The organism is Bacteroides sp., from assembly GCF_019417265.1.
Lineage (GTDB): Bacteria > Bacteroidota > Bacteroidia > Bacteroidales > Bacteroidaceae > Phocaeicola.
On sequence record NZ_DXVR01000004.1, the window covers coordinates 18,703 to 34,174 of the forward strand.

13 protein-coding genes and 1 pseudogene are annotated in these 15,472 nt (G+C 41.6%); 5 read left to right on the top strand and 9 right to left on the bottom strand.

The genetic code is table 11. From position 1 onward, the window contains the following. Window positions 1-60: 60 nt before the first annotated feature. From recQ to lptB, 5 genes are all read right to left on the bottom strand, one after another. Complete coding sequence (gene recQ, locus QZ379_RS01375; protein ID WP_291557386.1) at window positions 61-2,244, bottom strand: DNA helicase RecQ; 2,184 nt, start codon at window positions 2,242-2,244, stop codon at window positions 61-63. A gap of 134 nt (window positions 2,245-2,378) precedes the next feature. Continuing rightward, a complete protein-coding gene (gene clpX, locus QZ379_RS01380; protein ID WP_291557389.1) occupies window positions 2,379-3,629 on the bottom strand; it encodes an ATP-dependent Clp protease ATP-binding subunit ClpX in 1,251 nt (416 codons plus the stop codon). Between the two features lie 48 nt (window positions 3,630-3,677). Continuing rightward, window positions 3,678-4,349: an ATP-dependent Clp endopeptidase proteolytic subunit ClpP gene (gene clpP, locus QZ379_RS01385; RefSeq protein ID WP_235326815.1), complete on the bottom strand. Its 672-nt coding sequence runs from the start codon at window positions 4,347-4,349 to the stop codon at window positions 3,678-3,680. Window positions 4,350-4,506: 157 nt separating this feature from the next. Next, a complete protein-coding gene (gene tig, locus QZ379_RS01390; protein WP_291557398.1) occupies window positions 4,507-5,853 on the bottom strand; it encodes a trigger factor in 1,347 nt (448 codons plus the stop codon). Between the two features lie 141 nt (window positions 5,854-5,994). Next, window positions 5,995-6,774, bottom strand: coding sequence for an LPS export ABC transporter ATP-binding protein (lptB, locus tag QZ379_RS01395; RefSeq protein ID WP_291557479.1), 780 nt, complete (start codon window positions 6,772-6,774; stop codon window positions 5,995-5,997). Window positions 6,775-6,952: 178 nt separating this feature from the next. Here lptB and QZ379_RS01400 point away from each other — a divergent pair, with 178 nt between their 5' ends. Then, on the top strand, window positions 6,953-7,696 hold the full coding sequence (locus QZ379_RS01400; RefSeq protein ID WP_291557401.1) for an ABC transporter permease: 744 nt from the start codon (window positions 6,953-6,955) through the stop codon (window positions 7,694-7,696). Then, on the top strand, window positions 7,693-8,463 hold the full coding sequence (locus QZ379_RS01405) for an ABC transporter ATP-binding protein (protein WP_291557403.1): 771 nt from the start codon (window positions 7,693-7,695) through the stop codon (window positions 8,461-8,463). The genes QZ379_RS01400 and QZ379_RS01405 overlap by 4 nt, the downstream gene beginning before the upstream one ends. A 123-nt stretch (window positions 8,464-8,586) precedes the next feature. On the opposite strand, the pseudogene QZ379_RS01410 reads toward QZ379_RS01405, so the two are convergent. From QZ379_RS01410 to QZ379_RS01420, 3 genes and pseudogenes are all read right to left on the bottom strand, one after another. Beyond that, window positions 8,587-10,596 (bottom strand): annotated as a pseudogene (locus tag QZ379_RS01410) (alpha-glucuronidase). After that, window positions 10,589-10,735, bottom strand: coding sequence for a hypothetical protein (locus tag QZ379_RS01415; protein ID WP_291557406.1), 147 nt, complete (start codon window positions 10,733-10,735; stop codon window positions 10,589-10,591). The pseudogene QZ379_RS01410 and the gene QZ379_RS01415 overlap by 8 nt, the downstream one beginning before the upstream one ends. A gap of 220 nt (window positions 10,736-10,955) precedes the next feature. After that, on the bottom strand, window positions 10,956-11,780 hold the full coding sequence (locus QZ379_RS01420; RefSeq protein WP_291557409.1) for a tetratricopeptide repeat protein: 825 nt from the start codon (window positions 11,778-11,780) through the stop codon (window positions 10,956-10,958). Between the two features lie 206 nt (window positions 11,781-11,986). Here QZ379_RS01420 and QZ379_RS01425 point away from each other — a divergent pair, with 206 nt between their 5' ends. The 3 genes from QZ379_RS01425 to msrA are packed head-to-tail and all read left to right on the top strand — an operon-like array spanning window position 11,987 to window position 13,055. Then, window positions 11,987-12,301, top strand: coding sequence for a nucleotidyltransferase domain-containing protein (locus QZ379_RS01425; protein WP_291557412.1), 315 nt, complete (start codon window positions 11,987-11,989; stop codon window positions 12,299-12,301). A gap of 54 nt (window positions 12,302-12,355) precedes the next feature. Next, the gene (locus QZ379_RS01430) at window positions 12,356-12,538 is read left to right on the top strand and encodes a HEPN domain-containing protein (RefSeq protein ID WP_291557416.1); all 183 of its coding nucleotides are present in this window, start codon (window positions 12,356-12,358) and stop codon (window positions 12,536-12,538) included. Window positions 12,539-12,569: 31 nt separating this feature from the next. Continuing rightward, a complete protein-coding gene (msrA, locus tag QZ379_RS01435; RefSeq protein WP_291557419.1) occupies window positions 12,570-13,055 on the top strand; it encodes a peptide-methionine (S)-S-oxide reductase MsrA in 486 nt (161 codons plus the stop codon). A gap of 81 nt (window positions 13,056-13,136) precedes the next feature. Here the strand turns inward: msrA and QZ379_RS01440 are convergent, their stop codons facing one another. Then, window positions 13,137-15,338, bottom strand: coding sequence for a cation-translocating P-type ATPase (locus tag QZ379_RS01440; RefSeq protein ID WP_291557422.1), 2,202 nt, complete (start codon window positions 15,336-15,338; stop codon window positions 13,137-13,139). Window positions 15,339-15,472: the final 134 nt, after the last annotated feature.

Sequence of the window (15,472 nt, forward strand, 5' to 3'; positions counted from 1 at the left end):
GCTATATAAAAAAACTTCGTCATACCCACGGCATGACGAAGTTCATAAATATCATAATAATTAATTTGCCATTTCCGAAATGAACTTGATTCTTACGAGTCTTATTTCTTCTTCAGTATAGTCATCACCAAGTTCATCCATAGCATCTTCTATATCGTCTGTTTCAGACTCCTTGAAATAGTCGTATATGTCGAGCATATGGTCTTCATCCATAATCTCGTCTAGGAAATAATCGATATTCAGTTTCGTTCCCGAATAAACTATAGCCTCGACCTCATCAAGCAGTTCCTGAAAATCAATTCCCTTTGCTACAGCGATATCATCAAGTGCCACCTTGCGGTCAATGCTCTGGATTATGGAGACCTTCAGTTTTGACTTGTTTGCCACAGTAAGCACCCTCAAGTCTTCAGGTCTGTCTATTTCATTCTCTTCGCAGTGAGTCTTAATCAAGTCGCAGAACTCCTGACCGTATCGTTTGGCTTTTCCGGCACCTACACCCGGTATATTCTGCAACTCTTCGAGAGTGACAGGATATATGGTTGCCATAGCTTCAAGAGAAGGATCCTGGAATATCACATATGGCGGTACATCCAGTTTTTTAGACATTTTCTTACGCAAATCCTTAAGCATGGAATACAGCACCGGGTCAACAGCACAAGCCGCTCCACCCCTCATTGGTGTTTCTTCCACTTCATCTTCATCAAAATCAGTATCTTCTACTATCTTGAATGATTTCGGGTTCTTAAGGAACTTATGTCCGCTTGGCGTAACCTTCAGCAAGCCGTAATTTTCCACATCCTTAGCAAGATATCCTGCAATGAGAGCCTGACGTATCACGGAGTTCCATAAGCGTTCTTCTTCACCCATACCAGAGCCGAACACTTCGAGTTCATCATGTTTATGAGCCAGTACCTCAGATGTTTCCTTGCCAAGCAAAACATCAATAATATAATCTTGTTTGAAATTTTCTTTAACAGCAACGATTGTTTCAATCACTGCACACAATAATTCCTGAGCCTCCACTTGTTTTTTCGGATTTAAACAGTTATCACAATTACCACAATTTTCTTCAGTATATTCCTCACCGAAATAATGCAACAGAATTTTTCTTCTACATACAGAAGATTCCGCATAAGCAGCTGTTTCAAGAAGCAACTGTTTGCCTATTTCCTGTTCGGATACAGGTTTGCCCTGCATGAACTTCTCCAGTTTCTGCAAATCCTTGTTTGAGTAGAATGCTATACATTGTCCCTCTCCGCCATCTCTTCCTGCACGACCGGTTTCCTGATAATATCCTTCAAGACTCTTTGGAATATCATAATGGAGCACATACCTCACATCCGGTTTGTCAATACCCATACCGAAAGCTATAGTGGCCACAATGACATCAATATTTTCTTTAAGGAAGTCATCCTGATTGGTATTTCGTGTAGCCGCATCCATACCTGCGTGATAAGCCTTCGCCTTTATACCGTTTGCCACAAGTATCTCGGCCAGTTCCTCAACCTTCTTTCTGCTCAAGCAATAAATGATACCCGATTTTTCAGGATTCTGCTTGATGAACTTGATAATATCACGGTCGATATTATTGGTCTTTGGTCGTACCTCATAATACAGGTTAGGACGGTTAAATGATGATTTGAATTCATTAGCCTCAGTCATTCCAAGGTTCTTCTGGATATCCATCTTCACCTTAGGAGTAGCCGTTGCTGTCAGGGCAATCACCGGAGCCTTTCCTATTTCGTTTATGATAGGCCTTATTCTGCGATATTCAGGACGGAAGTCATGTCCCCACTCCGAAATACAGTGAGCCTCATCAATGGCATAGAATGAAATTTTCACATGCTTCAGAAAATCCACATTCTCTTCCTTAGTAAGAGATTCCGGCGCCACATAGAGCAATTTGGTCTTACCTGACGATATATCGGCCTTCACCTGGTCTATAGCAGACTTTGACAACGAAGAGTTGATGAAATGAGCCACTCCATCTTCCTCGCTAAAGTTGCGCATAGCATCCACCTGATTCTTCATAAGTGCAATGAGCGGCGATATAACGATAGCAGTTCCTTCCATCAGCAGGGAAGGCAACTGATAGCACAGCGATTTTCCCCCCCCGGTTGGCATCAATACAAAAGTATCATTACCTTCAAGAAGACTTCTTATTATAGCTTCCTGATTTCCTTTGAAAGTATCAAAACCGAAATACTTCTTCAACTGCTCTGTCAAATTGATTTTTTCCGCCATTGCTTTCTATGAATTAAATGATTTTACGATATACTGAAAAGTTCTTATGTAACAAAGTTATAAACAACTTTCAATATTACGCAAATAAATGAAGAAAAAAAATCGTCAAAACATGCATTTTTTTCTTTCAATATTTAAACAGACTGCAAACGGGATATATTTGACTTCTCCATCTGTTCTTTAGCATATTCGAGCGTAACAACAAATTCGCTGACATTGCTTGACGGTACATTATACATCACATCTATCATAATAGTTTCCACGATAGATCTAAGTCCGCGTGCACCAAGCTTGTATTCGACCGCCTTGTCTACTATATATTCCAAAACTTCAGGCTGGAACACAAGTTTCACTCCATCCATCTCCAAAAGCTTTATATACTGCTTGATAATAGAGTTCTTAGGCTCAGTCAGGATGTTGCGCAATGCATTTCTGTCAAGAGGATTCAAATATGTCAATATAGGCAGACGTCCGATTATTTCAGGTATAAGCCCGAACGATTTCAAATCCTGAGGAGCGATATACTGCATCATGTTGCTACGGTCTATCTTCACAGCTTCCTTCACAGAGTTATATCCTACTACGTTTGTATTCAGACGCTGTGCGATCTTGCGTTCGATACCTTCGAATGCACCTCCGCAGATGAACAGGATATTCTTTGTATTGACAGGAATCATCTTCTGGTCAGGATGCTTTCTTCCTCCCTGTGGCGGAACGTTCACGATAGAGCCTTCAAGCAATTTGAGCAGTCCTTGCTGAACACCTTCGCCGCTCACATCTCTTGTTATAGAAGGATTGTCTCCCTTACGCGCAATCTTGTCTATCTCGTCAATAAACACGATTCCGCGTTCCGCTTCCTCCACATTGTAGTCGGCTACCTGAAGCAGACGTGTAAGAAGGCTTTCTATATCCTCACCCACATATCCGGCCTCTGTCAAAACCGTTGCATCGACAATGGTAAATGGTACTTTCAATAGTTTAGCTATCGTACGTGCCAGCAGCGTCTTTCCCGTACCGGTACCACCCACCATAATGATATTGGACTTCTCTATCTCCACATCATTATTGTCCGATACCTGAAGAAGACGTTTATAATGATTATATACAGCCACTGACAGATATCTCTTTGCATCATCCTGACCTATTACATACTGGTCAAGGAAGTTCTTGATATCCGTCGGTTTAGGCAATTCCTCCAGACGAAAGTTTCCACTCTTTCCGGCATGCAAATGCATATTGGCTTCCTTCACTATCTCGTGAGCCTGCTCCACGCATGAGTCACAAATGCAACCGCTCACTCCCGTTATCAGAAAACCTACCTCGTTCTCCGTACGTCCGCAAAAGCTGCATCTGTTCTTATTTCTTGTTGTTTTTGAATTTTCCAATGACAATAAGTATTTAGTTCTTAGTTGTTTGTTTGTAAGTTTCAGGGCTTACAAAGAAGGCTTGCGTGACATAACCTCATCGATTATACCATACTCCTTAGCCTCCTGTGCAGTCATCCAGTAATCTCTGTCCGAGTCAGCCCACACCTTGTCGAAATCAGTATGCGAATGTTCTGCCACGATAGTGTACAGTTCCTTCTTCAACTTCAATATTTCGCGTGCAGTAATCTCGATATCAGAAGCCTGTCCCTGAGCACCTCCAAGAGGCTGATGAATCATCACGCGCGAGTGTGTCAGTGCAGAACGCTTGCCTTCCTGACCGGCTACAAGCAATACGGCAGCCATAGATGCAGCAAGACCTGTACAGAATGTAGCTACATCGCTGCTGATGAACTGCATAGTGTCATAAATACCCAGTCCGGCATATACTGAGCCACCGGGAGAGTTTATATAAATAGAGATATCTCTGCTTGAGTCTATAGAATCAAGATACAGCAACTGAGCCTGCAAAGTATTGGCAGTGTAATCATTTATCTCTGTTCCAAGGAAGATGATACGATCCATCATCAAACGAGAGAACACGTCGAGCTGAGTTACGTTCAGCTGTCTTTCTTCGAGGATATAAGGATTCAGATAACCGGCCTGTGACTTGATAACATCGTCAAGCACCATACTGCTCATACCCAAATGCTTGGTTGCATATTTTCTGAAATCGTTCATAATTTTATTTATTTTACTTGTAAAAAACACAGAAAGAGACTTTTAGCCATTTCTTTTCCGAGTACAGGACAAGAGCTTGCACCAACCGGAAAAGCCTCGGTTAAAAGCCTCTTCCATTATAATAAGCCTCAGCAATTAACTTCAGCCTGGAATTTTATTACTGAAACATTTTGTTGAAATCTTCTACAGATACAGCTTTGTGGTTCAATGTTACCTGACCCTGAACAGCTGCTGCAAGCTTAGATTCGATTGCTCTGTTTACGAGTGCTTCAACGCTTTCACGCTTCTTAAGCATTTCCTTAGAGTAGTTTTCAAGCAACTCTTCAGGAACGTTAATCATACCGTACTGAGCGAACTGAGCGCGAGTAGCTTCCTTAGCCATGTTCTGGATGTCAGCCTGCTCAATCTTGATACCGTTAGCTTCAACGAGTTTTTCCTTAATCAGGTGCCATGTAAGTTCTTCAAGGCTCTTATCGTAGTTTTCGTTCACGTATTCTTCGCCTTTTTCCTTGTTGTTGTCAAGCATGATACGTTTCATCAAATCGTCAGCGAATTCCAATTTGCCAACCTTACCCATAGTGTAAGTACGCAAGTCGATAAGGAACTTATAGTCGCTGTCTGCTACGAACTGAGTAGCGATGCTTTCCTTAACCTGAGCACGGAATTCTTCTTCGTTAGAAGCTTTACCTTCGCCAAGAACCTGGTCGAACAATTCCTGATTTAATTCACCCGGAATCATACGAGTGATTTCTTCAATCTGGAAGCTGAAGTTACCTTTGTAGTTAGCAACTTCTTCTTTCTTAACTTTCAGAAGAGAAGCAAGTTCAGCTTCGTTGTTATCGAAAGCTACAGATGGGTTGAACACCAATACAGTGTTTACCTTAGCACCGTTGAAGATAGCTTTCTGGTCGTCGTTCTTCATGTATGAAGGCATCATAACTGCACCTTCTACCTGAACACCACCTTCTTTAGTGTTTCCGTTTTCATCAAGTTCAGCCAAAAGACCTTTCAGCATATCCTTATCCTGATAGTCTTCTACCTTGTCATATTTAGCAGTACGCTGTCTGTACATATTAACCTGCTGTTCTACCATTTCGTCAGTAACGTCGATATCATAGTAATCTACAGTATCGTTGCTTGACAATTCGATAGAGAATTCAGGAGCCAAAGCGATATCGAAAGAGAATTCGAAGTTTTCGTCAGTTTCGAAGTTAGCGTTGTTTTCCTTTGGAAGTGGAGTACCCAACATGTTTACTTTATTCTCGCGGATATATTCACCAACTTTTTCCTGCAACAGTTTATCAACTTCTTCCAAAAGAACTGAAACACCATACTGTTTCTTGATAAGTCCCATTGGAACCATACCCTTACGGAATCCCGGCATATTAACTCTCTGACGAAGAGTCTTCAACGCTTTTTCAACTTTCTCCTGATAATCTGCTTTTTCAATCTGCGCAGTAAGTACAGCACTTACATTGCTTACATTCTGTAATGAAATATTCATTTCTTAAGTGTTTTATATTAATTATTATTCTTATTTTCAAAAGTGTAAACCTTTTTGGGGTGTGCAAAAATAGTGTTTAATCTTGCAACTACCAAAAAGTCAGTACAAAAAAAATTTCAAGCACTCCGTAGCGGGTATGAATTACTCACGTATATTCTGCATCTGAAAGTCCTTTTTCCTGAGCACGAAACTATTACTCAAGTACTTTTCACGCACAATTTTATTTTCGGCCAGTTCCTCAGGAGTACCCTGGAAAAGAATTCTTCCTTCAAACAGCAGATAAGCTCTGTCGGTTATACTCAAAGTTTCCTGTACGTTATGGTCAGTAATCAGAATACCTATATTCTTATCCTTCAGTTTCCACACGATATGCTGGATATCTTCCACAGCGATAGGGTCGACTCCGGCAAAAGGCTCGTCCAGCATTATGAACTTAGGGTCTATGGCAAGACATCTCGCAATCTCCGTTCTTCGGCGTTCGCCACCCGAAAGCTGGTCGCCGAGATTCTTTCTCACCTTCTGCAGTCTGAACTCCGCAATAAGGCTCTCAAGCTTCTCTTTCTGATATTCCGGACTTTTGTTTGTCAGTTCCAGCACAGAAGCGATATTATCCTCTACGCTCATTTTGCGGAACACGGAAGCTTCTTGAGCCAGATAGCCGATACCTTTCTGTGCACGCTTATACACCGGATAAGAAGTGATATCCTCATCGTTCAGGAAGATATGTCCCTCATTCGGAACTATAAGTCCTGTAGTCATATAGAACGAAGTAGTCTTTCCTGCACCGTTCGGACCGAGCAGTCCTACAATTTCTCCCTGCCTGACGTTTATCGAAACATCATTCACCACAGTTCGTTTACCATATTTCTTGACAAGATTCTCCGTACGAAGCACCATGCTCTCACTATTATCGGCCTGCATATTTATGTCAGCCGACTTATCTTCGTATTCTTTATCTTTCAATTGTTCCATATAGCCAATTTTGGGCACAAAAGTAGTAAAATTCTTGGGTTATATGGTCATTTATATTAAAATCATACTATCTTTTATTATTTAATAGCTAAAAAACAGTACTTTTGCATCAAATTATAAAACAGTCATGATAAAACCGATAAGCATTTTAGGTAAATACATCATCTTGATGGGCAGGGTATTTTCACGCCCGGAAAGGATAAGAGTATATTTTAAACAGTATGTAAACGAACTGTACCAGCTCGGAATAAACTCCATCGGTATAGTGCTCCTTATATCGTTCTTTATCGGAGCCGTGATATGCATACAGATTAAGCTGAACATCGAGAGCCCGTGGATGCCACGTTTCGTTGTGGGTTATACTACCCGCGAAATCCTTCTTCTTGAGTTCTCATCCTCCATCATGTGTCTTATCCTTGCCGGAAAAGTAGGCTCTAACATAGCCTCCGAGATAGGAACAATGAGAGTGACCCAACAGATAGACGCACTCGAGACAATGGGTATAAACTCGGCATCATACCTCATACTGCCAAAGATTCTCGGACTTATGACCATGATACCGTTCCTCGTGATATTCAGTATTTTTGCCGGTATCATAGGAGCATTCTGTACGGCATGGTTCGCCGGAATAATGAACGCCACCGACCTTGAGTTCGGTCTGCAATACTGCTTCATAGAGTGGTACATCTGGTGCAGCTTCATCAAATCGCTGTTCTTTGCATTTATCATAGCCAGCGTATCGGCTTACTTCGGCTATACCGTAGACGGCGGCTCAATATCAGTAGGAAAGGCCAGCACAAACGCAGTGGTATCAAGCAGCGTGCTTATATTGTTTTCCGATTTAGTTCTCACTCAATTATTAATGGGATGATACAAGTAAAATCCATAAGCAAGTCATTCGAGGACAAAACGGTTCTTGAAGACATAAATTTCACATTCGAAAACGGAAAGACCAACCTTATAATAGGCCAAAGCGGCTCGGGAAAGACCGTTCTGATGAAATGTATCGTAGGTCTGCTGACACCGGAAAAAGGTGAGGTTCTGTACGACAACAGAGATCTTCTGCAGATGGGCAAGTGCGAGAAAAAAACTCTGCGTAAGGAAATGGGAATGATATTCCAGAGTGCGGCTCTGTTTGACTCTCTGTCAGTACTGGAGAATGTGATGTTCCCTCTTGATATGTTCTCTACAGATACTTATCGCGACCGAGTTCGCCGTGCCCGTTTCTGTCTTGACAGGGTAAACCTGCTTGATGCAGAAAATAAATTTCCCGGCGAGATAAGTGGAGGTATGCAGAAACGTGTTGCCATAGCCAGAGCAATAGCTCTTAATCCGAAATACCTGTTTTGTGACGAGCCGAACTCCGGTCTTGACCCTAAGACATCGTTAGTGATAGACGAATTGGTACACGACATTACGACGGAATTCAATATGACAACAATCATTAATACACACGACATGAACTCCGTTATGGGTATAGGCGACAGCATTCTTTACATCTATCAAGGACACAAGGAATGGTCCGGAACAAAGGACGATGTATTCACTGCAACAAATGAAAGACTGAACAATTTCATCTTTGCATCCGACCTGCTGAGAAAGGTAAAAACAGAAGAAAACAGGAATAAGAATATCTGATAAAAATACACAAATAAAAAACGCTTCGTCGTTTCAACTAAAATGAACGGTCATTTAGATTGAAACGACGAAGCGTTTTTCCGACGGGTCCTGACACTCTGAAAAAGGATCTATCTATGGTGATTATTTACGGGGCAATATATCCTCAGACGGACACTCATAATTGCTGATAGGCAATTTGACTTTTTTAAGTTCCTTGAGTCTGAACACCGGTTTGTCTACTCCGGAAGGATATTTCATTCGGGAGAATGTACGGAAATACTCCAAGCATGCGTCTTTCCACCATACAGCATCATCAGCCTGTATTTTCAAACGATTGGCAATGGCTTGATATCTCTCGCTGCCTACATAATCAGACGTCTGATTCCAGACTTCACAAAACTCCTGAGCCTTTTCCACACCTGCCTGATATTTATAACACAATTCATCCCATAAAGTATTGCCTGACTTTAGTTTATGGTCCCATGAAACATGATGAAACCAAAGCAAAAATTCTTCCGGACACGAAGACAGGGAGTTGAAGACAGTAGCCAGAGAGTCAGGATACTGCGAGACGGCATCACTTCCGGTTGTCGTCCTGTCAAATCCTATGCCTTCACGGTCGGCACAATGATAGTATGAAGGCAACCAGTCTGCTCTTGCCCCTGGAATTTCGCACCATGGTTCAGGTCCGTAATGATGGTTCCAGGCAAAAATATGGTGTAGTCCGAGAGGCATCATATAGTCCACAACTGCTTCACGGCTCTCAAGCATCATCTCCTCCACAGGATTAAGGAATTCCGATTCATCAGTGAATGTCTGCACAAGCCACTCCCTCGCTATCTGCGATGATGACAGTTCAGGATTCCAGGCCAACCGGCCGAAAGCATACCAGTTGGACTGTGCAAAATCATGTCCGCACCAGTTGACATCATCTCCAATATTAGCCACTCCGGCTACTGCCTTAATGGAATATGGCGACACATATTCATAAAACTATTTCCACATCGGAGCAAGATAAGCCAGATGGTTGGAGTGTCCTAAATATTCCTGAGTAATCTGAAATTCCACCATAAGCGGAGTGTGGGGCATACTGCCAAACAGCGGACTGTAAGGCTCACGTGGCTGGAAGTCAATAGGTCCGTTCTTTACCTGCACTATTACATTATCGAGAAACTTTCCGTCTAACGGCTTAAACTCAAGATAAGCCTGCTTGGCTCTGTCATCATCCGTAGGGCTATAGACAAAAGCTCTCCACATCACTATTCCGCCATACGGTTTCAATGCCGAAGCAAGCATATTTGCTCCCTGATCATGTGTACGTCCATAATCGCATGGCCCCGGCTGCCCTTCAGAATTGGCTTTTACAAGGAAGCCTCCGAAATCAGGTATCAGGGAATATATTTCGTGAACTTTTCTTTTCCACCATTCCGCAACTTTTTCATCCATAGAATCGGCTGTGTCAAGTCCGCCAAGCTTCATCGGAGAAGCGAAATTAACTGACAGATATACTTTTATACCATAAGGACGGAATATATCCGACAGTGCCTTAACTTTATCAAGGTATTTATCGGAAAGAATCTCAACCGAAGCATTCACATTATTGAGGACTGTTCCGTTTATACCGACAGAAGCATTTGCACGTGCATATTTTTCGTATGTGGGCGATATCACAGAAGGCAGTTCTTCCCATTTCCAAAGTGACTTTCCAGCATAACCTCGTTCTACCGTACCGTCTATATTGTCCCAATGATTAAGTATTCTATATTCATAAAGAGGGCTTTCTGATATATTCAGGTTCTTACAGTCGTTTCCTTCAGCCTGCAGACGTAACAGATGGTAGGCTGCATAAAGCAGCCCCTTCTCTGCAGATGATTCCAGTATTATATCATTACCGGCCGAGCGTATGGTATAGCCTTCATCACCAAGTCCATAGTGTTCGCGGTCGGCACTTATGCGTAATATCACCTCCCCTCCTTTCCAAAAAGAAGCCAATTCCTTGCGTGCTACATCAATGACAGGAGAGGCTATATCACAAACCACCGTAGCCTGACAGGACGGTTCTTGTCTGAGCCATAGATTACTTCCATTTTCTGCAGATGCGGTTAAACCGCATCCACAGAAAAACAAGCCTAATAATATTCTGTTAATCATTTGCACTGCCTTCTATTGTGATAACCATTCCATCAGAAATCAGTTTTGGCAAACTGACTTTTACCTGCGAAAGTGTGCTGCATGATACAAACAGAATACATAAAGTAATAATTCTCTTTAAAGATATCAGTGCTTTCATAAATTTTAATTTTTACTGTAGGCAAAAATACAAATTCATGTTCTCAAATACATTTCCGCACGATACCAAAACTTTATGTAATGTTACATGGAGAAAAAATTTGCTACAAATTATATTCTGTATGTTACATCCACCGTTTTCAGAAGCAATATAACAGCATTATAGACATAATTATCTGTAAATGTAACATTTCATCATTCATGAAATAATGCAGCTTTCATTACTTGCATTTCTTTATCTGCTCCATGAGAGCAGAACGTGGTATTCCAAGACTTATAGCCTTTTCATATGCATTAAGCGCCTTGCCTTTTTGCTTCAATGAAAGATAAACATCACCTAACTGCACCGTAGTTTCCGCATCATCAGGATTAACGCGCAAAGCCTCCTCCAAATCAAGAACAGCCGATTCAGGATATCCCCTTTCCAAATCAAGATTCGCTCTCATGACAAGAAGTGATGCATCGTCTGAGAACTCACCTATAAGAAGATTCAGTTTGTCACGGGCTGCAGTAAGATTGCCTTCAAGCTGGTCAAGCATTGCAAGACCGATTCGGGCCGCCTTGTGCGACGGTTCTTTCCCGACAATCACATTATAGTCTATTCTTGCCTCCTTGTATTCGCGACGCTGCATATAAATATATGCACGATAAAGACGTGCCTCAATATTCTCAGGTATAAGGTCTATCACATTGCAGAAATCGACATATGCCTTCGAGTCAAGCCCTTTATCAAGATAAAGAGTGCCGCGGTTAAGAAGCATGGCCGTAGAATAAGGAGTGATGTTTAGAGCCATTGTATATGCCTCGATAGCCTCATCAGTGCGCCCCATTCGCTTAAGTACAGTTCCTAAATTAGAAAAGAGCAATGCATTGCGTGCGTTGTTCGAGTCCATTTTCAATGCTTGTCGGAAAAGTTGTTCAGCCTGAACAAGGCTGTCGCACAAAGCGCATTTCATTGCACGGTCCACTACCTCATTATACGTCTGTCCGTAAGAATGATACAAAGCCGAAAAAGATATAATGAAAAATAATATTATTTTCCTCATAATGATATGTTTTCAATGGTTTATTTCGCAAAGGTAACAGATAAACGGATATATGGTGACACAAGTTAAAATCTTTTTGTATGTTTGTACATTCATTTATAAAACAATACTCCTAAAAAACTTTCTTAACACGTTTATACCCTGTTTTTCTTGTAATTATGATTTTTCTTGTATAACTTTGTTCTGAATCAAAAAATCCAAATGAAATGAAACGTCCACAAATAGTTGAACAAATTCGTAAAGCAATGCGTCAGGTAGCCCCAAATGCAAAAGCTATTCTGTACGGAAGTGAAGCTCGTGGCGATGCCAGACCGGATAGTGACATAGACTTATTAGTACTGGTGGACGGCAATCATCTGTCTGTATCAGAAGAGGAAAGAATTATCGCTCCACTTTATGACATTGAAATAGAAACCGGTGTACAAATTAACGCAAGAGTTATATTGAAAAAGATGTGGGATAACATACCATTCCTGACCCCTTTCCACATTAATGTTAAAAATGAAGGTATTGTGTTATGAAAGAGCAGATGAGCATTGAAAACCAGAGGACATTAGCGGCTTACCGTTATAAGAATGCATTTTGTAGCAACCGGTCGTTTACCCAAAGAATTAGGAAGGTATTTCTCTCTACTTTTTGAAAGAAGACATAGTAGCGATTATGATGATTTCGCCTATTCAAGTGCTGAAGAAATAGATGAATTACTTCCAAAAGCGACTGCATTTATAGCAGCAATAGGCGATTTGCTTAAAGAATGAGAAATCTACATTTATAAAACAAACAAAAATCATGAAAACTGAAAAAGCGATTTTTGCCTGCGGATGTTTCTGGGGAGTACAGCACCAGATGGAAAAGGCAATAGGCGTAATAAGTACCACAGTAGGATACATTGGCGGACATAAAGAGAGCCCTACATATCAGGAAGTCAAGGCTCACACTACCGGACATGCGGAAGCTGTATTGGTGGAATACGATGCCGAAAAGATTTCATATACGGATTTATGCAAACTGTTCTTTGAGATACATGACCCTGCACAGACAGACGGACAAGGCCCCGACATAGGTCCACAATACAGGAGTGAGATTTTTTATCTTGACAATTCTCAAGAAGAAGAAGCAGAAAAGGTGATTTCCATCTTACGGGATAAAGGTTATGAAGTCAATACTGCCCTCACACCGGCATCACAATTCTGGAAAGCAGAAGAATATCATCAACATTACTACGACAAGACAGGCGGCGAACCTTATTGCCATATCAGGGTAAAGAAGTTCTGACAATTACTGAGAAGTATTGTAACCACATAAAAAGGCCTGCGTTTATATAAGTCACATATGGATTTATATAAACGCAGGTCATTATTTATTAAACCTTTTCAGTCTTAAGCTATTAGTCACGACACTGACACTGCTCATGGCCATTGCAGCACTTGCTATCATCGGATTAAGCAGAAAACCGTTTATAGGATATAAGGCACCGGCTGCTACAGGTACACCTATTATATTATATATAAATGCCCAGAACAGATTCTGACGGATAGTCCGTACAGTATGTCGCGAAAGACTTATAGTGTCTGCTATCTTCTCAAGGTTGGATGAAATAATCGTCACCTTTGCCACATCCATGGCGATATCGCTACCCTTTCCCATGGCGATACTCAAATCAGCCTCGGCAAGGGCAGCACTATCGTTTATCCCGTCGCCGGCCATCGCAACGATATTTCCTTGCGAACGTAACAAACGTACAAACTCAGCCTTTTGCTGAGGAGTGACATCTGCCTTATACTCGTCCACTCCGGACAGTTCAGCCATATAGCGTGCCGGAGCATCTGCATCACCCGTAAGCATCACTACCTTTATACCCATATTCTGTAATCTATCTATGGCTCCGGAAGAAGTATCTTTCATCTTATCTGCTATGGCACAGAGACACAATACTCTCTCATTATCGGCAAACCATATAACCGTCTTACCCTGAGATGAAAGCAATGACGCTTTTTCTTCCATTTCTGCAGAAACGACAATTCCACAGGATAAAATCAAACGCCTGTTTCCTGCAATGTATGTTCTCCCTCCATGAAAGCCCTTCACTCCCATTCCTGTAATACTTTCAAAACCGGTTATTTCAGCAGCTTCCACTTCAAGACCATTTACTACCGCCATTGCCAATGGATGCTCGGAATGTTTCTCCAGTCCGCATAATATAGATTTCAGTTCCTCACTTTCATCAGTCCACACCCAGTCTGTAGCAACGGGAGTGCCTTCGGTGATAGTTCCGGTTTTATCAAGTACCACGGTATCAACCTTGCGGGCTATCTCCAGACTGTCAGCATCCTTGATAAGTATTCCCATCTCCGCACCCTTGCCTATACCTACCATAATGGCTGTAGGTGTGGCAAGTCCTAAGGCGCATGGACAAGCAACAACCAAGACTGTCACAGCAGCAAGAAAACCATGAGTAAGTCCGCTTTCTGCATCAAAAGCAACCCAAAGAACAAACGAAAGTAAAGCTACTGATATTATAACAGGAACAAATATACCTGCCACTTTGTCCACAAGTTTCTGTACAGGTGCCTTACTTCCCTGAGCCTCCTGAACCATCTTGATAATTTGTGCCAGAACTGTTTCACTTCCAACTTTATCGGCTACAAACCTGAAACTTCCTTTTTGATTGATTGTTCCAGCAAACACTTTAGAGCCTTTCTCCTTCAATACAGCTACAGGCTCTCCGCTCAACATACTTTCGTCCACATACGATGTTCCGGTAACAACTGTCCCGTCAACAGCAATACGCTCACCCGGCTTTACCACTACCGTATCGCCCACCATCAGGCGGTTTATATCTGTTTCCACCTCCGTGCCGTTTATCATCACTGTCACTTTCTTAGGCCGGAGCCCCATAAGTTTCTTTATTGCATCAGCTGTATTTCCCTTAGCCCTGTCCTCCAAAGTACGCCCAAGAAGAATAAAGGCCACAATCATTGAAGCCGCCTCGAAATAGACATGAGGAGTTATCCCATGACGAAGAAGGTATTCAGGAAAAACCATATTGAACAAACTGAAAAAGTAAGAAATTCCTGTGCTCAATGCCACAAGCGTATCCATATTGGCTCCCCCTTTAATAAGAAGTTTCCAGGCATTCACGAAAAACCTGTTCCCCAATCCGAAAACCACAATAGCGGAAAGCACTGCCATTATTTGCAATGCATATGGCATATCATGAAAAAACATAACTATCACTGATACAGGAACAGACAGTACGACAGCGAGCAAAGTACGCATTTTCAACGACCTGTAATGACTCTTGCGAACTTCATCCATCTCCTTCTGCGTTTCTTTCTTTTCCTCTATGATAAGGTCGAAACCTATCTTCTTAACAGCTTCCTTCAACTGCTCAGGAGTACATTCCTCTGGATTATATTCCACTGTAGCCATAGCTGCAGCCAGATTTACCGATACACTTATTATTCCAGGTTGTTTGTTTAAAGTCTTATCTACGCGGGCCGAACATCCGGCACAGCTCATTCCTAAAACAGGGAAACTCTTTTTTATAGTTTTCATTGCATATACTGTTTATTACAGGCAGCAAAGGTATCACTAAATAATGCAACAACGAATATTTATCATCATTGCCTATGAATGAATAGTATTTTTTAACTCTAAGCATGACCTATTATCAACATAATTGCTTAATT